Origin of the sequence: Tenacibaculum ovolyticum DSM 18103, from assembly GCF_000430545.1 — a bacterium.
GTDB lineage: Bacteria > Bacteroidota > Bacteroidia > Flavobacteriales > Flavobacteriaceae > Polaribacter > Polaribacter ovolyticus.
Map to the genome: position 1 here is coordinate 1 of NZ_AUMF01000014.1, position 25460 is coordinate 25460.

Genomic DNA, 25460 nt, shown 5'->3' on the forward strand with positions numbered 1-25460 from the left:
CCCATAGGCTTATGTATAGTTCCCGACCTTCGGGTCGGGACGCAAACTCTTTTGATAATTTACGATATGATTTTACTAATATGTTAACTTATACAGTTGAAATATACTGAACGATTTAAGGTGATTATCGCAATGGGGCTCACCTCTTTCCATCCCGAACAGAGAAGTTAAGCCCATTTGCGCCGATGGTACTGCCAATGGTGGGAGAGTAGGTCGTTGCCTTTCTTTTAAACCTCAATCTATATTTAGATTGAGGTTTTTTTTTGCGCTAAATTGAAATCAAAACAAACAATTAGTATTTAATAAAACTACCAATCTAAGGGGTATGAGAATGTTGTTTTAATAAGAGTTGAATTTATAAGAGTCTGTCATTAAGTACTTTTACTGAAGTATTGTTTAAGTAATATAAAAGTGATTATAGCTGACTAATAAATACATTTAAAGCTGTTGATTTTAGGTTTATATCAATGTGGCAGATGTGGTTTAAATAGATGTATTCCTACTTAATATATTTTAACGATAGACTTTTGGGTTTATCATGTCGTTTCATTCCAGTAATAACTATCAGGATAAATACGTTTGCCAAATATAGCAGTTCCTACTCGTATGATTGTAGCTCCTTCTTCAATAGCAATTTCTAAATCACCACTCATTCCCATAGATAGTTCATTCATTTCTACATTCGGAATGTTAAGGGTTTTAATATCTTGTTGTAATTGTTTTAAAAGTTGAAAACATTTTCTTATTTCTGTGGATTCAGAACTTAATAATCCAATTGTCATTAAGCCTTTAATGTGAATGTTCTTAAGTTTGGAAATTTCCTTTACAAGTTCAATAGTTTGGTTAGGAGCAATGCCAAATTTACTTTCTTCAAATGAAGTATTTACTTGAATATAAATGTCTATTTCTTTTTCTTCAAAAATTAATCGTTGTTGTAATTTTTTAGCAATACTTATGTTGTCAATAGATTCAATGCAACTTGCCCATTTAAGTACTTCTTTAATTTTATTACTTTGTAAATGACCAATAAAATGAACTTCAGGATTAAATTCTTTAACTGAATTACATTTCTGTTTTAATTCTTGCACTTTATTTTCACCTATAAGAGTTTCACCTTGTTGTAAAGCAAAATTTATGCGCTCAGAATTTACCGTTTTAGTAGCTATTAATAAACGTACTTCTTCAGATTTTCTACTTGCATTTTCGCAAGCATACTTCATCCTATTGCGAATGATATTTATGTTGTTTATAATGTTTTCCATTTTATAATATTCAAAAGAGATTAAGCTTTTAAGATTAGTCATCAAGTTAATTAAATAGTATATATTATTTTATAGATATACGACCAAATAATTCCTTTAAAATTCACGTCCTTGATAGAAATGACAAAACAAGAGAATCTCTTAACTAACTGATTAAGTATAACTATAATTTAACTTTTTTCATAACGTTAATACTTGCTTTGTTCAGATAAAAATAACCAACACAAAAAAATGTTTATTTTTTATGTTGGTTATAAATTGTATTAATTCAATGTAGAAGTTAAGATATTCCTTAATTCTTCTTGCTCCTTATTAGAAAGTGGTTTCAGAGGACTTCTTAAATATCCACCATCTTCACCAAGAATATTAAGGCCTGCTTTTATAGATCTAGGTAGTCCAACTCTCACAATAAATTTTAATAATTCTAGTTGTTTATGAAAAATAACCTGAGCTTGTTTGAGATCATTTTTTTCAATTGCTTCATATAATTTTACATTTAAGGCTGGAATTAAATTATGGGCAGCAGTACACCATCCTGTAGCTCCAGCAGCAAAAGCACCTAAAGCAAGTGGATTTGATCCATTGAAAAAAGCAACTTTACCTCCAAGTGTTTTTTTCAAATAATGCATACGTTGAATATCACCTGTACTTTCTTTTATCATTGTAACATTTGGAATAGTTAACAATCTTTCAAGCAATTCTGTAGGCATATCAACACCACTTGTTGCAGGATTGTTGTAAGCCATGATAGGAATACTTATTTCTTTAGCAACTGTATTATAATGGTCAAAAATTTCATCAGGTGTTAATTTCCAATAACTCATCGGAATTATCATCACTGCATCAGCTCCTTGTTTTTCTGCATATTTAGCATGGTGTATTGTTCTTTCAGTAGTTAGATTTGATACACCAACCAAAACAGGAATCCTTCCTTTAACCTGCTCGATAGTTGCTTTAACAATATTTTCTTTCTCTGAGTCATTTAAATAAGGTAGCACACCAGTGCTTCCTAAAGGAGCAATAACGTTCGCTTTATTTATGACTAACCTTTCTACTAGCTTTTTAAATAATGGAAGGTTTATGTTCTCATCTTCTTTGAAAGGTGTAATTGGGTATGCAATTATTCCTTTAAATTTATTATTATTCATATATTTAATGAGTATTATAATTTAGAAATCTCTTCCTTCTTCTTCTCTTAATGCGACTCCTAAATTTTGAAGTTGTGGCGCATTTTCACAAGCTAAATATTTAGCAGGAATATCGTTACTTAAATTACCATGTCTGTGCCATGCCCAAGAAGGAATGTAAACTGCATCACCAGCTTTCCATGTTACTTTTTTATCTTCTACTTCAGTCCAACCCGAACCTTCAATCACATATAAAAGGGTTTCATATGTATGTCTATGTCTATTTGTAGTTTGATTTGGAAGTAATCCTCCAATTGTCATAGAAACGTTTTTACTCGGTAAGTCAATAAAATGAACGGGGTGTTTTCTCTCTTCTGAAAACTGACTATGAACTTCTTCTGTTTCAACATCTTTGTGAATGATTCTTTCAGGCATTCTTACTTCTGGTTTCGCGAATGTTTGATGAAAATCTTTAGAACTAAATTGTTTTTTTTCTGACATTTTATATGTTTTAGATATTAATTATTGACAAATTTAAAATACATTTGGTCTATTGAAATGATCCAGTTTTATTAAAAATAGATAGACCAATGAGCAGATTATGGGATTTTGATATACAAATATCTTTAGAGGAGGATAAAGCCGTATACCTTCAAATAGTGGATGCTTTTATATTAGCCATAAGAAAACAACGTTTGAAGCCTGGTGAAATATTACCTAGTTCAAGAAAACTGGCTTCTATTGTGGGTGTAAATAGAAATACAATAATAAAAGCACAAGATATTTTAATAGTAGAAGGATGGCTTATTTCTAAAAATAGAACTGGGGTTTTTGTCGCAGAATTAACAATTGAATTGGATGAAGAAATAGCAGCGGTTGAACAGAATCAATTGATAAACAAAAAACCTTTAATCGTAATTGATGATGGAGTTCCTGATACTAAAATAGCACCCATAAAGGAGTTGGCTAGTGCGTACAGAAGAGTATTTGGCTTAAAATCAAAATTAAATATATTAGGATATACTGACAGTAGAGGGAGTAGTGAATTTAGAAAAATAATTTCACAAATGCTGAATCATAGAAGAGGCATGAATGTTACTTCAGATGAAATATGTATTACTCGTGGTAGCCAAATGGCATTGTATTTAATTGCTCATTCTTTATTTACTAAAAAAGATATCATTTTAGTTGAAAATCCTGGATATCAACCAGCATGGAAAGCATTTGAAAGTGCTGGAGCAATTCTTATGCCTATTGGTGTTGATGATCTTGGCCTAAAAATTAATGAGGTAGAAAACTTACTTCTAAAAGGAACTAATATAAAAGGAATATATATAACACCACATCACCAATATCCAACAACTGTATCACTTAGTTTAAAACGAAAACTAAAATTAGTAGAATTATCGAATAAGTATAACTTTACTATTATTGAAGACGATTATGATCATGAATTTCATTTTGATCATAGACCAATTTTACCTATTTCAAGTTTATCAAATGTAAAAAACTATGTATACATAGGTACTTTTAGTAAAATCATTGCCCCTTCACTACGTATCGGTTTTTTAGTATGCAATGTTAAATCTATTGAGAAAATAGCTTCTTTAAGAGAAATTATAGATATTCAAAATGATTCTATTATGGAAAGAGCCATTATGGAATTGATTAAGAATGGAGATATAAGGAGGCATTTAAAAAGGGCATCTAAAAATTATATTGAAAAAAGGAAATATTGTGATAGCTTATTAAAAATTCATTTAAAAGATAAAGTGGAGTATACTACTCCTTCAGGAGGTTTGGCTTTTTGGATAACTCCTTTTAAGAGAATAAAGATTGAAGATTTAATTCGTAAATTAGAAATGGCAGGAGTTGGAATGACAGATGCTTCCAAATATTGTATTGACAACTCTTTTCAAGGATTTAGATTTGGATATGGGAGTTTAAGTAAACCTAATATTGAAAAAGTTATAATGGCATTAAATAAAATATTATAAGTTAAAGCTATTTTAATTTTGTAGTATTTGATGTTCATCACAATCTATTCTAAGATCGATGTTTTTCAAAGGTTTTTCCATTAAATTACAATAGTGTTGATTACCATCTTTTTTGTAATAATAGCAAGTTAAACACATTCGTTGGGTAGAGATAACCTCTCTTTGATTTAATTGATAAATAAGTTGCATTAGCTGCTTTAAAAAAACACCTTTCTCTGATTGAGATAAGAAATTGATAGATTGATTTAATACCGTTGTGAAATCACCTGTTTTTTCAACAATTTCTTTTCCTTTTTTAGTTAACTGTACCGTAAAACTTCTAGAATCTTTAACGTTGATAGCTTTAGTAAGTAATTCTTTTTTAAGTAATACTTTAATAGAATCACTAATTGTAGCTTTTGTTAAATCAAATTCTGTAGCTAAAAAACTAACTTTTAAATCTTCTTTTTTATGAGTACTACAAAAAATTAATAGCTGTATTTGAATAGGACTTATCTTATATAATTTACTTTTTTCCCAAAGCAAAACTCGAAAAGCTTTCGAGATTCTTTCTAATCCGTTTATTATTTTTTGATTAACGCTATTATTTTTCATCCAATGCTACTATTGTTATTTCTTTTGCCTCTTCAATTTCTATAACTTTATTTTTAAGAGCCCTAAAAGTTATGTCTTTAGCCTCTGCATACGAAATAGAATAACAACGTTCTACATTTCTAAACTCTTCTGGGAATTGGAGTAATAAAGAATCATAATACTTATCTAGTTCCCCATTATTAGGAGCCTCAAATTTTAGTTTTAATTGAAAACGTCTTAATAAAGCAATATCAATAATACTAGCGTGATTGGTTGCTGCAATTAATAAGGTGTCGTTTGGTAATTGATCTATCAGCTGAATAACGGTGTTTACCAAGCGTTTCATTTCACCAGAATCTTTATTATCGTAGTCACGTATTTTTCCTATATAATCAAACTCATCTAAAAAGAGAACAGCATTTTCTCGAGATGCTTTTTTAAAAACTTCTGTAATATTTTTGGCAGTTTCACCAAGACGAGAAGATATAATACCACCTAAATTAAGGGTAAATATTTTTTTATCTAATATTTTAGCAATTGCTTTAGCTGTAGTTGTTTTTCCACAACCTGTATGTCCGAATAAAAGTAATTTATTATCTACAGGTAATTTGTAGTCGTTTAATATATTGATATACTTAAACTCTTTTAGTAATTGCTGTAAGACAATTTTATTACTCGAACTTAAATGAATATTACCTAATTCAATAGTTGTTTCATTTTTTGAGTTTAAGATTAAATCATATAATGCCATTGTTATTCTTCTTTAAAAAAAGCAAAGTTAGTAATCCTAATTAAAGATGCCTAATGATTTTTATCAGATATATAAAACCAAGCTTTTTTATCAGATTAAAATGTTTCTAAAACTCTTTTATAATCAGAAACTTCATATGCATCTGTTTGTATAAGTTCTTGCGATGTAATTTCAAAAAAGACATTTTTAATACACTCTTTTTATTTTTTGAAGAGATGGCTATTAGATGAAATTATTGTTGATTTTTAGCAAGTACGTTTTTATCCGTAATTTTAAGATGCTCTAGCTTGTAATTTTCATGAACATATTTATAACCGATTTATCTTCTACCATAGTTTTTTAGTTGAACGTTTTTAAGTGTGGCGTTCCGTAAGAAAAAAGATACTTTCTTTAGCATTCATAGCTTAACAGTTTTCCATTTCTATAATATAATAGCCATCTCTTAAAACAATTTCTTCTACTTCGTTAGGTGCCGTTTCCATATGGCAAAATTTACATTCGTTAGTAGTTAATTGTTTATCAGATAATTTTTTTGACGCCAGGTATTCTTTTCCAAAAGTAATAGCATCTTCTAATGTTTTACTTTCCTCAACTAATATATCGAAGTGCATAACAGTATTATTATTTTTTTGAACGTATGTATCGTAAACTGAAATTTTCATAAGTATTTGTTAAGCTAAAGTAGTGAGTTAGTAAAATTGACTCACTACTTTAATGTTTTTTATTATCCTTTTACATCTGCTATAGATGCTCCAAAATTAAGATGCAACACGTTTTTAGTTGGTGTTAATAATGCAGGTACCGATTTTACACCTGCTAGTTCAGCTTCATTAATTCTTGATTTGTCTTCGCCAATGTTTACAATCTCTACATTGTCTTTTCCTACTAATGCTATAATATCATGTTCTGCACTAATACATACACTACAACCTGCGTGATAAAAAATTGATTTACTCATTTGTTTATTTTTTAAGATTATTAAATAATTATGTTATGAATTCATACTGCAAATATAGTAAGGAATCCTAACTAAAAAAATATTTTGGAATTTATTTTTTTGAAGTTTGATTTTACCCATTAAAAAGAAGTAGCTTTTTCACTAAGTTTATGTACCATAAAATATAGTTGAGTTAATGAATTAGAGAGTACTATAGGGATTGAAAAGGAAGAGAATTTATGTAGTTTTTTTATGTTGTTGATTAGGTTAACAGTATGAATGCATTTAAAATAGAGAGGAGTAATAGGTAAAAACTTACTTAGGATAGATATAAACCAGAAAGAATAAAAGCGATGATGATCAATTTAAAAATGATGTATTTGGATTTAAGACTTTTCTAAAAATCCTTCTGATTTTAAATGACACAATTCTTTATATAATTTTGAATTTAACCAATAAGCGTAGTTTTATTTTTGCTCATTTTTCGTACAGTTTTAAACTGTATGTTTTTAGAGCTGTATATGTTTGTACAGTTTTTTAATTTTATTTTTCAGGATTGTACACAACTGTACAATCCTGTTTTTTTAATTTTTAAAAATGTACATAGCTGTGCAATCCTGAAAATTATTTTTTTGTAGTGTACAAAATAATTACGCTAATTATTTAAAATTAAACTTACTTATTAAGTAGGTTTGAAGAATAAAATGATGATAATTAAAACAAGCAAATAAGAAAATGCATTTATGTACTGTTGCTTATAATTTAAAGAAATACTTAAAGTTCATTACTAAAAAGGTGAAAAATGATACAGGAATATCGTTTTTATATATAAACAGGTATTCGTTTTAAGCTCACTTAATTTTAGTTTTTTATAGTTACATAATCAATATATAAATAATCATTTATTGAGGGGTCAACTGCTAAAACTTCTCCTGTTCTTTTATTTTCAATAATAACAAAATCATGGTCTTTAAAAAAGGCAGATTTGAAATATTTATGGATATTAATACCAAATAAATAAAGTTGCCCTTTGTGTGGTTTAGCTATCCAATTATTATCAAGAGCGTACTTTTTTAATAGATAATTGCAATTTGCAGAAAAAAATGTTGCATAACCAATGCAGTTAGCTGTTTTAGTATTTATAAGTTTATTTGGTTCAATATGATTTTTAGATGCTGTAAATCTTAATAATCGTGAGGTTGCTGAAAGACCCATATCTATTATTTTTTCAATTTTAGGGTCTTTAGCATTAATAGTGTTTTCTTCAATATATTTAATAAGATTTTTATTTGTAGCCGAATAGCTTACTCTTTCTCCTATTGATTTATATGTAATAACTTTTCTGTAAACCGATCCTCGAAATACAAGCCCAATTAAAACTATAATCAAGATACTTTGCAATATTCGTTTTAAATTTTTCATTGATTATTTAAAGGGACAATACTTCCTAATAATAAAATATAAATAGTAATTTTAATAATGAAAAAGACAATCATCATTAAAAGATACATCCAAACAATCTTATTTTGATTTTTCAATGTAGTTAAAATGACTATTAAGCATAAAGGAACTTGAATTATTTCTAAAAAAGGAGAGAAAATAAATGTAAGACCAGATATTCCCAAAAAGAAATTGGGAATATAAACTTCAAAATACATTGCAATAAAATTAAGTATAAATACTATTATACTCACATATATGTTAATCTTCCAAAATAGTTTCATTAATCAAAAGGGTTTAAATCTTTTAGTTTATCCATAATCTTTTCTATTGTTTCTTGGCTTTTTTCTAAAGTAGTTTTCGTTCGAGCATTAAGAAACGAGTTTTATTCCCTATTCTACTTTCTATACCGTTCCGTTTCCCTTTTATGTGAGTTTTTAGTTTACCTGTAGTAAAAATAGTACTATCATAAATACCATTCTTATCAAAACCATCACATTTAACATGACATTTTCCTTTTGGGTAGTTGCTCTGAATATTTTGATTATTAGTAGTAGAATTTTTCGAACCTTTTGCGGTTACTATAACCTCGTCTAAAGTTTGCTCTCCTGAATAATATGATTGAATAATTTTGTTATTGTGTAAAAACTCTACCTTCATTCCGCCACCGTTAGCATCAAATTTCACCTCATAAAAAACAATAGGAGCATCTTTAAAGGTCCAGTCTTTTAAATTGTCGCCATTTGCATCATAGAAAGTAATTTTTTCATCATCAATAGGATATCCTCGTTTATAAAGGTTATAATTAACAGTCTTCATACGTTCTGAAAAACGAAAGTTTACTTCGAAATCGAAAAAAAATTAAGTAAGCAGTCTAGATAACATCATATATTATTTTTAATGACTGTGCTTTATTTAAGGTTATTAATTTTCAAATAACTGTTGCCAATTTCTATTTTTAATTAAATATTTTTCACTTTTCATTATTTTTCTGAAAAATGTTGGATGTTCAATTGAACGATATTTATTAATAATACTGTCATTTAAATATTTAGAATCATAATAGTTATTACCAATAGCAGGTATTAAGTCAATAATTAAAATAGGAGAATAATTAATATAGTTTCCTCCTTTGTATTCCATTTTTTTATTATGAATTTTAGGCATAAATGTTTTGCTGATAGTTAATAAAGTATCCTTGTTTTTTAAGTTAAAAGATATTAAATAAACTTGTTTATAATTACTGTCTAAAGCATTTACATTAATAAAATCTATTATTTTGTTTTTTAATATACTGTCAGTAATAAAATTTGATTGCTCTATATTTAGCACTTTAACTTTATTATTATTATTTTGTTTACAAGCAATATTTAATACTATAAATAGAATAAAATAAGCCTTTTTAACGCTAAAATGTGCCAAAGAAAAATCTCTCATAATTATTTTTTAGGTGTCTTAGGTTATGTGGTTTATTGTAGCCTACAAGCCATAGTACTCCTGATTGTGGTACATAAACATAATTTCTAAATGAATATTCATCTCGTTACTTTAAACAGCAGTAAATTAGTATGAGTGTTTCGATAGTATATTCTTTATTATAAATACATTCCAATATTTTCTATAAATCGAATAATAAAATATGCTTTTATATCTTTAGTAATTACTCATACAATTTCGAGTAAGGTCTTTTCACTTGTAATGCTATTTTTAGAATTGAAAATTCTAAAAACGTATCCTTAGAGTATCTTTTTTATACAAAATAACACTGTCTTTATTTATGATAAAATCCCAAACAGGTTGTTTATTACTATATTTTTTAGAATAGTGATAATTATATTTTTTTGGCAAGTTAGTTGATAAACTACTTAAGTTTATAAATTGTTTATTTAAAGAATCATTTAGAAAACTTATAACTACTAAGGGATATTTGTTTTTATACATTATAAAACCTTTATAACCACTCTTTACAAATATTTTGCTATTAGCATATTTTATTACTCCTAAATTAATATTTTTCTTTGTATCATCATATATTACACCATAAAATTCATCATTTTCTAATGCGTGTTTTTTTATGAAATTATTTATATTTTCTATATGTGAAATTTTATTGAAAGTCTTTTTTTCATATACGACTATCGGCCTTTTTTTAATAGAGGGTTTTATTGTAGAATTTTTGCACCCTAGAATAATTATAATTAGTAAAAAAATATATTTTTTCATGATATAAAATATTTTTAAAAAATTCCAAAGAAAAATCGATTAAAGTCTCCGTTAATTGCTCTTATATATTGAGGATCTGGTCCAAAATAAGTTATTTTCCATAATCTAGTACTACCCGTCATGTAAACATATTTCTTATGAACAATCTGACCTTCGTCAACAGCATCTCTATGTATTTGCCAATCATTATAAAGCGCCCTATATGGCATTAAAGGGTTTTTCGAGTTTAGGTAATAACCAAGTGTTTTCTTTTCATCCATCATTGTATATTTCTTTTCTTTAGTTGGATGAGAGTGAATGTCTGAAAATATTTTAGAGCTAGTTATCCCTAATTCTGAATTTCCTGGAGAATTTTCATCTGAAAAGTGTGTTCCTAAAATATATTTATTTTTTGTTGTTCTAATAAACCTCCATTCAGGACTAGAGTTGTCTATAGAAAATAAAAATACTTTAGCTAGGTCATATTTACTTTTAACTGACACTTTAACCATTGATATTTTATAACTTCCAACTATCTTCGTTTTTTCTAATTGAGGTAATATATTGGTGTCGTCTATTTTAATTTCTTCTCCTTTAAGATTCATTAAAATGTCATAATCTCCAACATTTTCTATTTTTCCTTTATATAAAGTAATGTGTCCTGTTTGATTTATTTGATATTTTCTTAGGTTTTTATTCTTTTCCTTCTTCTCAGTAGCCTGGACAGGCGATTTGTAACCTTCCTCTTCAATAGGTGTTATATGCCAGCTTCTATGAAGCTTACAACCATAATCTTGAATAGCAGGAGAAATTATCATTTCTACAATTAATCCGCCACCATTCGCATCAAATTTAAATTGATAATAAACAACAGGCGCATCTTTAAAGGTCCATACCTTTAGTTGGTCGCCATTTGCATCATAGAAAATAATTTTTCCGTCGTCAACAGGATAGCCTCGTTTATAAAGTTTATAATTAACAGTTTTCATACGTTCTAAAAAACGAAAATTTGCTTCGTAATTTAAAACAAATTTAAGTAAGCCGCCTTTATTATAGAATATAGGAACACCCTTATATTTGTTAAAGTCTTTAGTGTAAACGGTTTCTACTGTTAATAGGTCTACTACATGCCCTAAAAAATGTAATTGTGATTTTGCCATAATTTTTTTCTTTGCAATTAATAAGTTTGTAAATCATAAGTGTTTGATTTGGGAGGTATTGTTCTCAGAACAAGAACATTGCTTTTTTTTTTACAAATGTATTTCATGAAATAGAGAAAAGGCATTAAAAAGCCGTAAAAAAAGTAAGGTAAAACCATCTTTTTTTGTAAGTAGTAATAATAGGCAAAGCAATAAAAAGGAATTCTGGCTTTCGGTTTACATATTTTTCTAAATATGTTTTTAAAAACAAACAGGTGTTTGTTTTAAGCTCACTTAATTTTAGTTTTTAGAAAGCTTAAGTAAAAAATAAAAACCCTAAAAAGGGCTTATTTTATCGTTGTTTTTATAAAATTATAGGCTTGTGCAACGGTTACCGGTGTTGTACAGCGTACATTATTCATAATACTCTATTTTTCTATCAGTAACAAACTGTACTATGTTATTTTTGAAGGACGTTCTTTTAATCCAATTTCTATTTTTATCAAACTCATACTTATAATTCCATAAATCATTACGTTTGTCAGCAGGGTAGCTAAAACGTTCTTCAATTATATTGTTTTTAGAATCAAATTGATAAAATTCTTCACCAATAAGAGATTCTTTTATATCGTATATAGTAATTCTTGTCAAATTATTTCTATTATCATAACGGAATAATTTTTTACGACTTAAGCTTTCATATAACCCAGTTATAATTTCTATTATTTTATTACCTTTTTCATCATATTTGTATTCCCATAAATATGAAAAGCTTCCATCTGAGTAATATTGTCCTTTTTTTATTAACTGATTCTTAATGTCATATTTATAAATTTCTTTTCCTTTATTGCTATTATTCTCATCAGTATTATATATGGTTATTAAATTTCCATTTTTATCATATTTATAAGTGTCAACAATTAAATAATTCTTGCCATGTATAATTTTTTTAATTAAATAATTCTTATCATTATACTCATAAGTCTTTTTACTTTTATGACCATCAGGATATTCTATAATTTCCTCAGTATTATTTTGCTTTTCATTGAATAAAAAATTAGTAGAAAGATAAAGTTCTCCAGTTATATGATATTTATGTGTTTGAATCAATTTTTTTCTAGTATCATATTTTTTATAAATATCATATCTGTATTTTCTGTTTAAAACATGTTTATCTCTCTTCAATCTTATTATTTTTTTGTCAACTAAATTAGCTTCATAATGTTTAGTCGTTACTGATTTAACTTTATTTATAAGTTTTTCATTTTTATAGTCATTTCCGTTTTCTTGAGAATAACAAAAAGAAGTGAATAATAGTACTCCTGCGATAATTTTATAAAATTTCATTAGTTTATTTTAGTATGTTGTACAACAAATTTAATTAAATTTGACAGAGTTTATGATAATGAATACTAAAATTGAAATAGATAAAACAGTATTTACTCTAAATGGTTTATATCGTTAATAGGTTTACCATGTAGCCTAAAAAAAGGCTTGTTTTATAACTGTTTTTTTCAATGCATTTAAGAATATGAATTCGTTTTAATGATTTAAATTCAATGTTAGATAAACTATCAAAAATAGGAGGTAAGAATCAAACTAAAGTATTAAGTGTGTAAAATATTTAAGATGTATCTTTGCATCCTAAATTTTTATAGTACAATGCGCACAAAAACAGTCAAGAAAAACAAAATCAACGTAGTTACTTTAGGGTGTTCTAAAAACATTTACGACAGTGAAGTGTTAATGGGGCAGTTAAAAGCTAATGGTAAAGATGTAGTTCATGAAGATCCTGAAGATGATGGAAATATTGTTGTGATTAATACTTGTGGTTTTATAGGGAAAGCAAAAGAAGAAAGTATTGATACTATTTTACATTATGCGCAACGTAAAGAAGCGGGTGAAATTGACAAAGTATTTGTTTCAGGTTGTTTAAGTGAACGTTATAAGCCAGATTTAGAAGCAGAAATTAAAAATGTAGATCAATATTTTGGTACACATGAGTTACCAGCATTACTAAAAGTTTTAGAAGCAGATTATAAGCATGAACTAATTGGTGAACGTTTAACAACAACACCTAAACATTATGCATATTTAAAAATTGCAGAAGGTTGCGATCGTCCTTGTTCTTTTTGTGCAATTCCTTTAATGAGAGGAAAACACAAATCAACACCAATTGAAAATTTAGTAATTGAAGCAACTAAATTAGCAAAAAGCGGAATTAAAGAAATTATGTTAATTGCGCAAGATTTAACCTATTACGGTTTAGATATTTACAAAAAAAGAGCATTAGCAGATTTATTAAAAGAATTAGTTAAAGTTGATGGTATAGAATGGATTCGTTTGCATTATGCATTTCCTTCAGGTTTTCCGATGGATGTGTTAGATGTAATGAAAAGTGAGCCAAAGGTTTGTAACTATTTAGATATTCCGTTACAACATATTAATACCGAGATTTTAAAATCGATGAAGCGTGGTACTACACACGAAAAAACAACTTCATTAATTCATAAGTTTAGAGAAGCAGTGCCAAATATGGCAATTCGTACAACATTAATTGTTGGATATCCAGGAGAAACTGAAGAGCAATTTGAAGAATTGAAAGCTTGGGTAGAGGAAATGCGTTTCGAAAGAATGGGAGCTTTTGAATATTCTCACGAAGAAAATACAGGCGCTTTTGTTTTAGAAGATGATGTACCTGCCGATGTAAAGTTTCGTAGAGTAAATGAAATAATGGAAGTGCAATCTCAAATTTCTTGGGAATTAAATCAACAAAAAATTGGAAACACTTACCGTTGCTTATTTGATAGAAAAGATGGAGAGTATTTTTACGGACGTACCGAATTTGATTCACCAGATGTTGATAATGATGTGATTGTTGATGCTACTAAGCATTACATAAAATTAGGAGAGTTTATTGATGTTAAAATTGATGAAGCTGGAGATTTTGATTTGTATGGAACTCCGTTAGTTAAACAAGAAAAGCCAACAAGTTTAAATCAGAGAAAGAAAATAAACCACCAATAAGAACTTTAAAAATTTCGAGAAAGGAATTAATGGTTCAGTTAGCTATTAATTATCAAGAGAAGATAATTAAAACAGATGTTGATGTACAATAAAAAGTTATGGCAATAAAGTCTTAATATATTGTAATACAATAGGAAATGCTAGGAAAAATACACATTATTAAGACAGTTTTCAAAGAAAAAACAAAACACTCAAATTTTGAGTGTTTTGTAATAAATATTTTAAATATGAAGTCATTAAGATTATTTTTTTGCACGACTATTATTATTTCAATACTCAGTTGTTCTTCTTCAAGTGATGATGAATCTATATATTCTTGTGATCCGATTAATGCAATTCAATTGGAGAAGGATTTAAGTAATACAGGTTCATCCTTTGCAGCAAATCCTTCGATAAGTAACTGTAAAGCTTATAAAACAGCTGCAGAAAATTATATAAGCGCATATATAAATTGCTCATCTGTACAAGATAAGATAACTGAAATAAAAAACTTAATAAATCAACTATCTTGTTAATTTTTACAAATAGAATTTAAAATAACTTTAAAAATCCTGCTTTTAGCGGGATTTTTTATTAATATATTAGACAAATAATAAAACTTGTTTTAATTTATATTTGATAATAAATTTTAAAAAAAAGTGTTTAGAAACGGTTAATATGGAAAGATTAATTAAGTACATTAATAGTTATGTAACTCTAGAGAAAAAGGAGTTAGATATTATTTTATCTTTTTTTAAAAGTAAAACATTATTGAAAGATAAATTTATCATGAAAAAAGAACAAGTAGTAACAGATTATTACTTTATAGTTTCTGGAGGTCTTATTATTTATGAAATTAAAGACGAAGTTCAATATACTAGATATTTAGCCTTTGAGAATGAATTTATAGGTGATATAACTAAGATTAAAAATAAAACACGCTCAAAATCTTACATAAGAGCGATTGAAAATACCGAGTTATTTAGCATTTCTCATAATGATATGGAAATATTATATGATCGTTTTCCTTCATGGCAAAAATTTGGAAGGTTAGTATGGGAAGATGCATTTGCAAGTGTATTGTACGGTATACATAATTTTCAAACATTAACAGCAAAAGAACGATATTTAGATTTATTAAAACGTTCGGATTTAGTATTTAGAGTTCCTTTAAAAGATTTGTCTTTATTTTTAGGAATCACCCCACAATCACTTAGTAGAATTAGAAAAGAGATTAGTACTACAAAAAAATAGATTAAATGTAGATAAATACCTCTCGACTGCACTCGAGAATGTATTATGAAACTAGAAAATTAGAGTTTTTATGTTGAACTCTTATTAAATATGTTCTTAATTATCATTTGGTAATTTTGTAAAAGCTATTTCGGGCAATCTTTGTATTAAACTTAATTAATACAAATAAAATGATTCGTAAAAAAATAGTAATTGTAGCATTGTTTCTTATCTGTAAAATATACGGGCAAGTAACGGGTGATGTTTTTGTTTTAAATGAAGATAGAGATATGTTCTATTTACATTATACACCCGAAATACAAGACAACTCATTGTATGATTATCAAAGAATGAGTACCAAATTTGGGATACCTCCAATAGTTTTTAATAAAGTAGCCTTGTATAATACTATTGGTATGGATTATCATTCAATAGCATATAAAGGGAATAAATTACCATTTCTTAGAGATAAAGAAAAATATTACAATATAAATTATAGCTTATTAGCTCAGTATAGAATTTCAAGAAACTGGTCGGTAAATGCGTTATTTATGCCCCATGTTGTTGCAAGTTTTAATGATAAGATGACAACAGATGATTTAAATGTAAATGGAATTTTATTTGCTGAAAAAAGGTTTAGGAGAAAAGGTAGTAATAATTATTATGTATTAACTTTTGGTGTTGGTTACTTAACATTGTCTGGTGAAACAACAGTAAATCCAGTAGTAAACTTTATGGGTAATATTAATAATAAAATAACTTTTGCTGTTGGTTTGCCAAATACTTACGTGAAATATAATTTTAATAAAAAACATGCTATTAAAGTTTTAGGAGATCTGAATGATTTTACAGCAAATATTAATAGGCCATTAGTACAAAATCAACCAAATGCTACAATCGTAGACCGTTCTATTTTTACTACAGTTTCAGCTGGGATAGAGTATAATTATTGGGTTTCTAAAAACATTGGTCTTATGGTTAGAGGAACACACTCAGTTTATGAAAAATATGGTTTTGAAGATGCTAATGAAAACGAAGTTTACAAGTATGATACGAAATTGCGAGGTTATTTATCAGTCGGAATAAAAATTAAACCATTTAAATAACTAGCAAATTATGAAAAGTGAACATTTAATAGAGACTAATTTTACAACCAAAAATCTTTTATTAGTTGCAATTCCTGCTTATTTTTTTCCATCAGTAATGTCTTGGTTTTCGGGATGGATTTTAGATAATACAATTTTAATGAAGGCGAGTTACACGAGCATAGCAATACCATCGTTGGTTGCAACAATAATAGTATACTTTATTTTACGACAAATGCAATTATTTAAAAAATTTCCACAAAACAAGTATGTACGAATTTTAGTAATGATGGTATTAATGATATTATTTTCTTTAATAATAATTAAGTTATTTAAACTTGAAGTTTATATGTTAGATATTATTCCTTCATCAATATTAGGTGCAATAATTACAACTTGGAAATTTCCTTTAATACAATATAAATAGCATGAATTTAAAAAGATCAACTATTGTTGTTTTCGGAGCAACGGGTACCGTAGGAGTAGAAGTTTTAAAAGAGTTGAATAAACGCAATTGTTTTGTAAGAGGTATATTGAGAAATACAAAACGAAAGATTCCAATAGAATTAAACGGACAGAATAATAGGATTACTTATATCGCTGTAAATTTAGATTCAAAAGAAGAAATTAAAAGAGCGTGTATTAACTCTGATGCTATTTTTTTACTAACAGGAACTTCTCCGAATCAAATAACTTATGAAACAAACATTATTGAGGTAGCTGAAGAATTAAAAATTGAACGAATTGTAAAATTATCAGCACCTGTTTTACCAAACAATACGCATGTAGAGGTTGGAGATTGGCATCGACAGATAGAAAAAAGATTAGCAAAAAGTAATATTGATTATTGTCTTTTACAACCACATTCATTTATGCAGAATTGGGAACGAAATACGTTTACAATTAAATATTTTGGTAAGATATTTGGTGTTATGGAGAATGCAAAAAGGAATTATGTAGATGCAAGAGATGTAGCAGAAATAGCGGTACATTATTTATTAAAACCAGAAAATTTAAAAGGTGAGGCTATCGTTATTTCAGGACCAGAGGCAATATCTCATACAAGTATGGCAAAAAGAATATCTCATGTTACTAATAGAAATGTTGTTTATGAAAATATATCTAGAGATGAATACATGAAAAAGTTAACAAAGCAAGCTAAACTGCCAACTTGGTTGGCAAGACATTTAGTAGAGATAGATGTTTTAGCAATTAAACATCCTGAGCCAATAACTGATACTGTTGAAGCTATTTTAAATAGAAAACCTAGAATAATGGATGCTTACTTACAAGAGTCTCGTGATTTATTTAAAACATCTAAATGGAATTTTTTCAGCTAATAAAGAAATTATAATCCTGCTTTTAGCAGGATTATTTTTTACATCTTTACAATTATGAAAAAAGCTTATTTTAATTGGAGTTCAGGAAAAGATTCTGCATTTGCATTGTATAAAATTTTACAGCAAAAGGAGTATCATATAGAAAAATTGATAACAAATGTAAATGAAGATTATCAACGAGTTTCTATGCATGGGCTTCATGAAAACTTATTAGAAGCACAAGCTAAAAGCATTAATATTCCTTTAGAGAAAATATATTTTCCTGCGGATGTTACGATGGATTTTTATAACCAGAAAATGAAAGATAAAACAACTGAGTTAAAATTATTAGGACTTAACCATGCTGTTTTTGGAGATATTTTTTTAGAAGATTTAAAGAAGTATAGAGATTCTAAATTAAAAGAAGTAGGTATTACTGGCGTTTATCCATTATGGAAACAAGACACAAAAATAATACTTAAAGAATTTTTAAAATTAGGTTTTAAAACCATTACGGTTTGTGTAAATGCTAAGAAATTAGGAAAAGAGTTTGTAGGTAGAGTTATAGATGAAGATTTTATAAATGAGTTGCCAGAGAGTGTTGATGTTTGTGGAGAGAATGGCGAATTTCATACTTTTTGTTTTGATGGGCCAATTTTTAAAAATCCAGTTGAATTTGAAATAGGAGAGAAGGTTTTAAAATCATATACTTTAAACAAAGACGATTCTCAAAATTGTCATGAAGATACTTCAGAAAAGGTTAAAAATTATGATACTAGTTTTTGGTATTGTGATTTAATTTTAAAGGAATTATAGCTTCTTTTAAAGATGTAATTAGTTTTTTGTGATTGTAGATAGTTTATAAATAGACTTAGCCCCGATTGAAGTATTTGTTTGAGCTCCTTGCAAAGAGCGAGTGCGTAAAGCGGGAATTAGCTTCAAAGAATTCTCATTATAAAAAATTGTGATTGTGTATTAAAATAGACTCATTATTTGTTTTAAAATAGCTTCTGCTGGTGTGTTTATGTAGCATTGTTTACAGTTGTTGTACATAAATAAACAGTCTATCAAATCAGTTAACATGTGTAGTAAAAGGCCTAAACCAATAATGTTATAAGGTTTTTTAAAAAAGAGTAATAGTATATATATAACGATTGCATAATAAGTATGTAAAAGATGAAAACCGAAGCTACATCTATTGGCTTGAAAAATAGGAGAAGAAAGAATATGGTCTAAATCGACCAGCATGGTAGCAACTAAAATTAAATACACCTTTTTATAGTTCTTTCTGAAGAAGAAATAAGCGATTATAAAAGGAAAGCCAAAATGTAAAAAGTAATGAATAAAGGATTGCATAAAATAAAATTAAACAATTTCTCACTTTAGAGCTAATAATGAGTTGGTTTTGTTTCTAATAAAAAAGAGAAGTGATACTTCACATTTATAAGATTTTTTGCTATTGTAAATTTATAGAAGAATATTCATAATTAGAACTGTTATGACTAAATGATTTATGAAAAAAAGCCCCTCTACAGATAAAATTGTAGAGGGGGTTAATTTATAGCTTATATTCTATAATTATGAATCTTATTTTTTAAACACTTTTTTGAAATAAACAGCATCATCAATGTAAATTTTAAAAAGATATAATCCATTTTCAAATTTCGATAGATCTTGTGTAAATAAATCAATAGTCTCTATTTTTTCTTTATTATAAGATTGTGTTTTTACCAATAGACCTGCAAGGTTATATAATTCTATTTTTATAGAAGAACTGTTTTTTGCTTTTATATCTAAATTAACAACATTTTTTGTTACCGAAGGAAATAATGACAATTGGTGAGGGTTTTTAGGAGAAACATTTGAACAAGTTCCTGCTTTAGACCATGCCATTTCCCAATATGTTCCAGTTCCTGGTGCATATGCCCATGCGCCTGGAGATGAACACCATCCTGGAACATCACAATTAAAAATTTCGGCACCATTAACTACTTCTTGGTTTAAAGCGTAAGATGTACCTGCTACATATTGTGGTAAGTTTCCGCAATTTCCACCTATTACTTTAGAAACTGTAATACTAACAGCAGCAGATGTTGTTGTTGCTCCGCTATTATCAGTAGCTATTGCTGTTAATGAATAGTCTCCTACAGTTGAATTTGAAATAGCATAACTATATGGAGTTGCAATACTTTCTCCTAATTTAGTTCCATTATTGTAAAATTCCACTTTTGTAACGCTACCGTCACTGTCAGAAGCATTTGCGGTAATAGAAATGGCATCGCCTTCATTAAAAGAGGTGTTATTACTAGGTGATGTTATTGTTACTTTTGGAGCTGCATTTACAATATCTGAAACAACAGCTGTAACGATTGATGATGTTGTTGTTGCTCCTTCATTATCAGTTGCTATTGCAGTTAATGAATAATTTCCAACAATTGAATTTGTAATGGTATAATTATATGGAGTCGTAGTACTTTCTCCTAATTTTTTTCCATTATTAAAAAATTCTACTTTACTAACAGTACCATCACTATCAGATGCGTTTGCTTTTATAACAATAGATTCTCCTGTGCTAAAAGTAGCGTTATTAGATGGTGATGTTATTGATACTTTTGGAGCTTCATTAGTAATAACTCCTTTTTCTTTTACTGTAAAAACAATTGATTTTTCAGAAGTAGCATTTTTATCATCAGTAGCTACTGCTGTAATAGTGTATTGTCCAAAAGCAGTAGGTGTAAAGCTAGCTGTGTAGCTCGATCCTGATGCTGTTGCATTTATAACAGTATTATTATGTTTAAATATAAAAGTTTGAACAGTTCCTTCCTTATCTGTAGCAGTAGCATTTAAAGTTATAGCAGCTAATTTAGCTACTTCTATTACTTGGTTATTAGCAGGTGCTTGCCATGTTATTGTTGGCGGATTGTTTACTGTATTATTATTTCCTGCTGCTTCATTAATAGCTTTTAATATACTAGAAGAAGAGTTGTAGTCTACATCTTGAGTTAGCTCCCATATAATAATACCTTGATGTCCATGGTTTTTAGAGTGCACTATTTTTTTAGCTGCTGATTTAGGAGTGTCAAAATATATGTTTTTTCCATTTGTTCCTACAAAACCATTTAAACCACTAGTATCTTTAGGGTCGTAGCTTGTAGCAGCGTTAGGAAATTCTGCTATTATATCCTTATAAGGAACAAATTTAGATCCGTTACCACCATTTGGTTTTTTTTCAGAAAAATCATATCCATACATTGGTACTCCAAAAACTAATTTTGCTTTTGGTACATTAAATCCACCTGCATGATTCCAAGTTGAAGGTGCAATTCCCATCCAATATTCTAACGCATCTTCAGCACTATAAATAGGATTGTCTGCTGTTTGCTTAGGATATGTTCCAGCTGGAACTTTATACAGTGAAGAGTGAGGCCCTACTGGAGAGTCTCCCCAAGAACCAGTAAAATCATAAGACATTAAAGCTACCCAATCCATATAATCAGCAATACCATCATCATAATTATTACCATACCAAGATGTTCCGAATACAGCAGCAGTAATTAATTTATTTGGCATTTTAGCTCTTAATTTTTGACTTAATTTCTTTAGTCCAACTCCTGCTGGGTGTGCTCCTTTATCAGCATCTCCCCATTTACTACCACGTACACGACCTCCTTGGTCTTTGGTACCTTTTATTGTTGGATCTGCCCACCAACATTCTAAATCTAAATCGATACCATCAAGGTTGTTTACAGTAACATAATTTGCGATTAGTGTTGCTATTTCGTCTAATTTTTGATCGTTATTAGCGTATTTTGTCATCAACCATAAAAAAGCATAATCTGTTGCTCCACCAAGTGCTACGGATACTTTTACATTTTTAGCTTTTGCTTTTTGAAGTACTCCTAAATCGTTAAGGACAGAATCGACTTTTCTTTCTTGAAATTTATCAAAAGAAATAGAAGCAAAGTCATTACTATTGTAATCATCATTATTCTTTTTAAACATTAAAAAAGAAATATTTAGATTTGTTACAACTTCTGGATTAAAATTATTTTTGATATCATAATCAGCCACCCAAGTAGGTAAATAACCAATAATTCTTTGTTTACCGTTATATGGAGCTCCTAAGCCTCCATCGCCACAGGCACTTATTAATTCCCAAGAGGCAGATTTAGGAGTGTCGTTTGACCAATATTTACATCGATAGTTATTGCCTTCATATGAGGCTTTTTGACCTTGTTTATAAGGTTTTTTAGCAGCATCCCATTCAGGAGAACATGCAGGAAAATTATATTGAGCTTGTATAAATAAAGCACAAAAAAATAGTGCAAAAAATAAATGTATTTTTTTCATAATATATATAGTTAATTAAATAGATAGCTTATGTTTTGTTAATTTGAAGAGTAAACTATCTAAAAAAGGTTTTAATTATTTTTAATTATTTTTTTGAAATAGATGTTATGATCTATATGAATTTTGAAAAAGTATAAACCACGCTCAAAATTTGTTAAGTATTCAGTAAATGCTTTTATATTTTTTACTTCATTTTTAGAGAAAGTTTGTGATTTAATTAATCTTCCAGAAAGATTGTATAGATCAATTTTAACCATAGAAGCATTCTTTGCTTTTATAGTAAGATTGGCAGTATCATCGTAGTTAGAATTTTGAGCTAATTTATTAGAACATACTCCAACACTTTCCCATGCCATTTCCCAATAAGTACCAGTACTAGGAGCATAAGCCCATGCAGCGGTTGATGAACACCATCCAGGAATGTTACATTTAAATTTTTCGCCTTCATTAACAACTTCTTCATTCAATTTATAAGATGTCCCTGCTGCGTATTGTTGTGTTGTTCCACAACCTCCACTTACAACTTCAGATACTGTAATAGCAATAGGAGAAGATGTTGTTTTTGCTCCTTGATTATCAGTAGCTATTGCAGTTAATGTATGATTACCTACTGTTGAATTTGTAATTACATAATTATATGGAGTAGTGGTGCTTTCACCTATTTTAGTTCCATTATTAAAAAAAGCTACACTAGCAATTGTTCCATCACTATCAGAAGCATTTGCTGTAATAGCAATAGTTTCTCCTACATTAAAAGAAGCATTGTTACCTGGAGAGGTAATATTTACTGACGGTGCCTTATTGTCAACTACACCTACTTTTTTTAGAGTAAAAGTAATTTCTTTTTCTGTAGTGTTATTATCATTATCGGTAGCTGATGCTATAATTGTTACTTTTCCGTATGCTGTAGGTGTATAATTAGCCTCGTAACTATTTACAGAAAGAGGAGCCGAAATAATAGTAGTACCTTGTTTAAAATTAAATGATTTAATAGTACCATCAGCATCTATAGCTTTGGCTTTTAAAATTATTGATGACAGTATGTCTTGTTCAATAATTTGCCCATTTGCAGGAGATTCCCATGTTATAACTGGAGCAGAAACATCAATAATATCACATTCTTTAATAAATTCCCATACAGAATCTATGCCAGGCGTACTACCGCTACCTGCATACCATTTGTTTCTATAAATGATATTATTATGTTTAACATAATTATCTTTTTTGCTATAGATTTTGGTAGAATTCCATTCTGTAATTTCTTGGCAGTCTATGTTTACTCCATCCCAAACGATAACTTTAATTGAAGATGTTGCGCTAGTTCCGTTTACAAAAACAGCATTTGATGTTATTGTATGCGCTTTATAGCTAGACGGTGTCCAGTTAAATGTTACACCACTAAAGGTTTGATTTCCTATTGATGTAGTAACGCTTTTTAATTGCGTATTTTTTTCATCTATTACTAAAGTAACAGGAATCGCTGTAAATGTAGTTTGCTTGAATATTTGGTCATTTACAGGACTAGAAAATGTAATTTGAGGTTTTTGTGCACATGGTTCAGCTGTTAAATCAGCAGAATCACCACCGTACTTACTCATGTCTTTACATCCACAATCAGAAAGGTCATTAACACCATCCATGTCAGTTCCAATCTGGTAAATAGTTGTAAATCTTTTATAATATCCTATTCTATCTAACACCTGAGGCTTTTCTGCTCCTTGTCCGCATTCTACACCGCCATTAATAATATTTACTGTCATTCCTAATCCAGGTACCCTATTTTTAGTAATATCTAATTCATTAGGAGTCCATTTATTTACCATTACACTGTGTGCAGAAGGTTTAGGGTATTGTGGAGTCATCCAAAACCAAATGGCTGTTTGAAAAGCCAATGCAGCGTCTTCTATTATTTTTTCAGGATTGTCTAGTAATACTTGTTTGTCACCAAATATAAACTCACTAGCAGGACCATAATTATAATTGTATGATAATTGAATTGGACCTCTACCTTTATAAGATTTACCAGGCGTTGGTGGATAATTAACATCTGGGTATGCATATGAGGCTTGCGTTGGTTCTTCTCTAAAGTGAAGACCCCATGAAAATTGACCTCCAGGAGCCGTTGGCCAACCACCTGTTGTTTCATGTGATATGTTCGCAAAAAAAGCAGTTATTTCTCTCTTTCTGGTTTCAAGATTACCTTCTTTTAAAAATAATCCGTAATCAACTTCTTCTATAAGAATTTCTTTTTCACTGTTTCTAGGAGCGTCAAAATCGATATCTGTTCGAATTAGTTTAGAAATATTTGTTACTTTATCTACACGAGTAACCTTGTATGCATTTGTACCACACCTGCGTTCAAAAATTACTTTAATATTACTCATTCGATTAATAGCATCAATAAAAGATTCGTATGTGTAAAAATCATCAGCAGGATCTAATACCCAACCATCGCTTCCTGTATTTTTAGCTCCGAATCTATATGGAAATAAAGTATTCCATAGTTCTTTATTTATTAACTCATTAATTTGAGTTGATGTGTTCGGTATTTCTGTTTTGGAGGAGTATTTTGAAGTTAATGTTTCAGAATATACCTCTTTTTCATTAGAAAAAGTTTGATTAATAATTGAGAAAAAGAAAACGAGAATAAGCATCCGAATTTTCTTATCCATTAACCAATAAATTTGTGAGGGGACTAGATTTTTTTTCATTGTTTGTGTTTTAAATTACTTATTAATAAGTGGTTAAATCTCTATTTTTCAAGCCCCTTTAAAAAATAAAATATGCAAACAACTTATTTTAACCTATAAATAACTTTAAGGTACTTACAAATGACAATGATTATTAGCCTTATTTTGCTAGTTTGTTAATAGATGAAAAAACGTTTTAGTATAATTTTCTTTCATAATTTAAATAGCTTTTATGTTTTTTGATTGTTGTTATTATTTGAAAATGAATTAGTTAAGTGTTTGTTTTTTTCTTGTTTATTAACTGTGAAAATGATTGGAATTATATAGTTTAATGGGAAGATATTGATGA

Annotated in this window: 24 protein-coding genes, 1 rRNA gene and 1 pseudogene; 10 read left to right on the top strand and 16 right to left on the bottom strand. The window is 28.4% G+C overall.

The annotated features are described in order from the left end of the window. Nucleotides 1-116 precede the first annotated feature (116 nt). A 5S ribosomal RNA gene (rrf, locus tag H518_RS0104575) occupies nt 117-225 on the top strand. A gap of 311 nt (nt 226-536) precedes the next feature. On the opposite strand, the gene H518_RS0104580 is transcribed toward rrf, so the two are convergent. The 3 genes from H518_RS0104580 to H518_RS0104590 all read right to left on the bottom strand — a co-directional run bounded on the left by H518_RS0104580 (nt 537) and on the right by H518_RS0104590 (nt 2890). Beyond that, the gene (locus tag H518_RS0104580; RefSeq protein ID WP_028887973.1) at nt 537-1262 is read right to left on the bottom strand and encodes a YggS family pyridoxal phosphate-dependent enzyme; all 726 of its coding nucleotides are present in this window, start codon (nt 1260-1262) and stop codon (nt 537-539) included. 263 nt (nt 1263-1525) lie between these two features. Beyond that, nucleotides 1526-2410 carry a dihydrodipicolinate synthase family protein gene (locus tag H518_RS0104585; protein WP_028887974.1) on the bottom strand — a complete coding sequence of 295 codons (885 nt, stop codon included), beginning with the start codon at nt 2408-2410 and terminating at the stop codon, nt 1526-1528. Nucleotides 2411-2431: 21 nt separating this feature from the next. Next, nucleotides 2432-2890 (bottom strand): cupin domain-containing protein, encoded by a 459-nt coding sequence (locus H518_RS0104590; RefSeq protein ID WP_051263662.1) that lies wholly within the window; start codon nt 2888-2890, stop codon nt 2432-2434. An 89-nt stretch (nt 2891-2979) separates the two neighbouring features. On the opposite strand from H518_RS0104590, the gene pdxR reads away from it, so the two are divergent. Then, nucleotides 2980-4386: a MocR-like pyridoxine biosynthesis transcription factor PdxR gene (pdxR, locus tag H518_RS0104595; protein ID WP_028887976.1), complete on the top strand. Its 1407-nt coding sequence runs from the start codon at nt 2980-2982 to the stop codon at nt 4384-4386. Nucleotides 4387-4398: 12 nt separating this feature from the next. Here the strand turns inward: pdxR and H518_RS0104600 are convergent, their stop codons facing one another. From H518_RS0104600 to H518_RS0104615, 4 genes are all read right to left on the bottom strand, one after another. After that, nucleotides 4399-4980, bottom strand: coding sequence for a MarR family winged helix-turn-helix transcriptional regulator (locus H518_RS0104600; RefSeq protein WP_028887977.1), 582 nt, complete (start codon nt 4978-4980; stop codon nt 4399-4401). After that, nucleotides 4970-5710, bottom strand: coding sequence for an AAA family ATPase (locus H518_RS0104605; protein WP_028887978.1), 741 nt, complete (start codon nt 5708-5710; stop codon nt 4970-4972). Before H518_RS0104605 ends, H518_RS0104600 begins: the two co-directional genes overlap by 11 nt. Nucleotides 5711-6114: 404 nt before the next feature. Further along, nucleotides 6115-6372: a DUF2024 family protein gene (locus H518_RS0104610; protein ID WP_028887979.1), complete on the bottom strand. Its 258-nt coding sequence runs from the start codon at nt 6370-6372 to the stop codon at nt 6115-6117. Between the two features lie 62 nt (nt 6373-6434). Continuing rightward, nucleotides 6435-6668, bottom strand: coding sequence for a hypothetical protein (locus H518_RS0104615; protein ID WP_028887980.1), 234 nt, complete (start codon nt 6666-6668; stop codon nt 6435-6437). Between the two features lie 693 nt (nt 6669-7361). On the opposite strand from H518_RS0104615, the pseudogene H518_RS21595 reads away from it, so the two are divergent. Continuing rightward, nucleotides 7362-7451, top strand: a pseudogene (locus H518_RS21595) (transposase); the annotation flags it as partial. A 57-nt stretch (nt 7452-7508) separates the two neighbouring features. Here H518_RS21595 and H518_RS0104620 read toward each other — a convergent pair. The 6 genes from H518_RS0104620 to H518_RS0104650 form a co-directional block, all read right to left on the bottom strand. Then, entirely contained in the window at nt 7509-8069 is a 561-nt protein-coding gene (locus H518_RS0104620) for a hypothetical protein (RefSeq protein ID WP_028887981.1), read from the bottom strand. Nucleotides 8070-8435: 366 nt separating this feature from the next. Beyond that, the gene (locus tag H518_RS0104630) at nt 8436-8906 is read right to left on the bottom strand and encodes a hypothetical protein (protein WP_028887983.1); all 471 of its coding nucleotides are present in this window, start codon (nt 8904-8906) and stop codon (nt 8436-8438) included. Between the two features lie 105 nt (nt 8907-9011). Then, a complete protein-coding gene (locus H518_RS0104635) occupies nt 9012-9524 on the bottom strand; it encodes a hypothetical protein (protein ID WP_155995158.1) in 513 nt (170 codons plus the stop codon). 285 nt (nt 9525-9809) lie between these two features. Beyond that, nucleotides 9810-10310 (bottom strand): hypothetical protein, encoded by a 501-nt coding sequence (locus tag H518_RS0104640; protein ID WP_028887985.1) that lies wholly within the window; start codon nt 10308-10310, stop codon nt 9810-9812. Nucleotides 10311-10324: 14 nt separating this feature from the next. Next, nucleotides 10325-11449: a type VI secretion system tube protein TssD gene (tssD, locus tag H518_RS0104645; RefSeq protein WP_028887986.1), complete on the bottom strand. Its 1125-nt coding sequence runs from the start codon at nt 11447-11449 to the stop codon at nt 10325-10327. A 393-nt stretch (nt 11450-11842) separates the two neighbouring features. Beyond that, nucleotides 11843-12775, bottom strand: coding sequence for an RHS repeat domain-containing protein (locus H518_RS0104650; RefSeq protein ID WP_028887987.1), 933 nt, complete (start codon nt 12773-12775; stop codon nt 11843-11845). 315 nt (nt 12776-13090) lie between these two features. Here H518_RS0104650 and rimO point away from each other — a divergent pair, with 315 nt between their 5' ends. The 7 genes from rimO to H518_RS0104685 all read left to right on the top strand — a co-directional run bounded on the left by rimO (nt 13091) and on the right by H518_RS0104685 (nt 18887). Further along, on the top strand, nt 13091-14455 hold the full coding sequence (gene rimO, locus H518_RS0104655) for a 30S ribosomal protein S12 methylthiotransferase RimO (RefSeq protein WP_028887988.1): 1365 nt from the start codon (nt 13091-13093) through the stop codon (nt 14453-14455). A 227-nt stretch (nt 14456-14682) separates the two neighbouring features. Further along, the gene (locus H518_RS0104660) at nt 14683-14970 is read left to right on the top strand and encodes a hypothetical protein (protein WP_155995159.1); all 288 of its coding nucleotides are present in this window, start codon (nt 14683-14685) and stop codon (nt 14968-14970) included. A gap of 142 nt (nt 14971-15112) precedes the next feature. Continuing rightward, nucleotides 15113-15688 (top strand): Crp/Fnr family transcriptional regulator, encoded by a 576-nt coding sequence (locus H518_RS0104665; protein ID WP_028887990.1) that lies wholly within the window; start codon nt 15113-15115, stop codon nt 15686-15688. 170 nt (nt 15689-15858) lie between these two features. Continuing rightward, on the top strand, nt 15859-16773 hold the full coding sequence (locus H518_RS0104670; protein WP_028887991.1) for a DUF6268 family outer membrane beta-barrel protein: 915 nt from the start codon (nt 15859-15861) through the stop codon (nt 16771-16773). Nucleotides 16774-16783: 10 nt separating this feature from the next. Further along, the gene (locus tag H518_RS0104675; protein ID WP_028887992.1) at nt 16784-17179 is read left to right on the top strand and encodes a hypothetical protein; all 396 of its coding nucleotides are present in this window, start codon (nt 16784-16786) and stop codon (nt 17177-17179) included. 1 nt (nt 17180) lies between these two features. Then, nucleotides 17181-18092, top strand: a complete 912-nt coding sequence (locus tag H518_RS0104680; RefSeq protein WP_028887993.1) for an NmrA family NAD(P)-binding protein — start codon at nt 17181-17183, stop codon at nt 18090-18092. A gap of 54 nt (nt 18093-18146) precedes the next feature. Continuing rightward, entirely contained in the window at nt 18147-18887 is a 741-nt protein-coding gene (locus H518_RS0104685; RefSeq protein WP_028887994.1) for a Dph6-related ATP pyrophosphatase, read from the top strand. A gap of 159 nt (nt 18888-19046) precedes the next feature. Here H518_RS0104685 and H518_RS21395 read toward each other — a convergent pair whose 3' ends face one another. The 3 genes from H518_RS21395 to H518_RS20395 all read right to left on the bottom strand — a co-directional run bounded on the left by H518_RS21395 (nt 19047) and on the right by H518_RS20395 (nt 25132). Continuing rightward, complete coding sequence (locus H518_RS21395) at nt 19047-19427, bottom strand: DUF6122 family protein (RefSeq protein WP_081411152.1); 381 nt, start codon at nt 19425-19427, stop codon at nt 19047-19049. Nucleotides 19428-19658: 231 nt separating this feature from the next. Continuing rightward, the gene (locus H518_RS20390) at nt 19659-22421 is read right to left on the bottom strand and encodes an Ig-like domain-containing protein (protein WP_028887995.1); all 2763 of its coding nucleotides are present in this window, start codon (nt 22419-22421) and stop codon (nt 19659-19661) included. Nucleotides 22422-22492: 71 nt separating this feature from the next. After that, nucleotides 22493-25132, bottom strand: coding sequence for a glycoside hydrolase family 19 protein (locus H518_RS20395; RefSeq protein WP_081411153.1), 2640 nt, complete (start codon nt 25130-25132; stop codon nt 22493-22495). Between the last annotated feature and the right edge of the window lie 328 nt (nt 25133-25460).

Coding starts and splice junctions, on each gene's coding strand:
- H518_RS0104600 (WP_028887977.1), bottom strand. CDS start 4,980: ATGAAAAATAATAGCGTTAATCAAAAAATAATAAACGGATTAGAAAGA.
- H518_RS0104635 (WP_155995158.1), bottom strand. CDS start 9,524: ATGAGAGATTTTTCTTTGGCACATTTTAGCGTTAAAAAGGCTTATTTT.
- H518_RS0104660 (WP_155995159.1), top strand. CDS start 14,683: ATGAAGTCATTAAGATTATTTTTTTGCACGACTATTATTATTTCAATA.
- H518_RS0104685 (WP_028887994.1), top strand. CDS start 18,147: ATGAAAAAAGCTTATTTTAATTGGAGTTCAGGAAAAGATTCTGCATTT.
- H518_RS20390 (WP_028887995.1), bottom strand. CDS start 22,421: ATGAAAAAAATACATTTATTTTTTGCACTATTTTTTTGTGCTTTATTT.
- H518_RS0104580 (WP_028887973.1), bottom strand. CDS start 1,262: ATGGAAAACATTATAAACAACATAAATATCATTCGCAATAGGATGAAG.
- H518_RS0104610 (WP_028887979.1), bottom strand. CDS start 6,372: ATGAAAATTTCAGTTTACGATACATACGTTCAAAAAAATAATAATACT.
- H518_RS0104615 (WP_028887980.1), bottom strand. CDS start 6,668: ATGAGTAAATCAATTTTTTATCACGCAGGTTGTAGTGTATGTATTAGT.
- H518_RS21395 (WP_081411152.1), bottom strand. CDS start 19,427: ATGCAATCCTTTATTCATTACTTTTTACATTTTGGCTTTCCTTTTATA.
- tssD (WP_028887986.1), bottom strand. CDS start 11,449: ATGGCAAAATCACAATTACATTTTTTAGGGCATGTAGTAGACCTATTA.
- H518_RS0104585 (WP_028887974.1), bottom strand. CDS start 2,410: ATGAATAATAATAAATTTAAAGGAATAATTGCATACCCAATTACACCT.
- H518_RS20395 (WP_081411153.1), bottom strand. CDS start 25,132: ATGAAAAAAAATCTAGTCCCCTCACAAATTTATTGGTTAATGGATAAG.
- H518_RS0104605 (WP_028887978.1), bottom strand. CDS start 5,710: ATGGCATTATATGATTTAATCTTAAACTCAAAAAATGAAACAACTATT.
- H518_RS0104665 (WP_028887990.1), top strand. CDS start 15,113: ATGGAAAGATTAATTAAGTACATTAATAGTTATGTAACTCTAGAGAAA.
- H518_RS0104650 (WP_028887987.1), bottom strand. CDS start 12,775: ATGAAATTTTATAAAATTATCGCAGGAGTACTATTATTCACTTCTTTT.
- rimO (WP_028887988.1), top strand. CDS start 13,091: ATGCGCACAAAAACAGTCAAGAAAAACAAAATCAACGTAGTTACTTTA.
- H518_RS0104680 (WP_028887993.1), top strand. CDS start 17,181: ATGAATTTAAAAAGATCAACTATTGTTGTTTTCGGAGCAACGGGTACC.
- H518_RS0104675 (WP_028887992.1), top strand. CDS start 16,784: ATGAAAAGTGAACATTTAATAGAGACTAATTTTACAACCAAAAATCTT.
- H518_RS0104620 (WP_028887981.1), bottom strand. CDS start 8,069: ATGAAAAATTTAAAACGAATATTGCAAAGTATCTTGATTATAGTTTTA.
- H518_RS0104630 (WP_028887983.1), bottom strand. CDS start 8,906: ATGAAGACTGTTAATTATAACCTTTATAAACGAGGATATCCTATTGAT.
- H518_RS0104640 (WP_028887985.1), bottom strand. CDS start 10,310: ATGAAAAAATATATTTTTTTACTAATTATAATTATTCTAGGGTGCAAA.
- H518_RS0104670 (WP_028887991.1), top strand. CDS start 15,859: ATGATTCGTAAAAAAATAGTAATTGTAGCATTGTTTCTTATCTGTAAA.
- H518_RS0104590 (WP_051263662.1), bottom strand. CDS start 2,890: ATGTCAGAAAAAAAACAATTTAGTTCTAAAGATTTTCATCAAACATTC.
- pdxR (WP_028887976.1), top strand. CDS start 2,980: ATGAGCAGATTATGGGATTTTGATATACAAATATCTTTAGAGGAGGAT.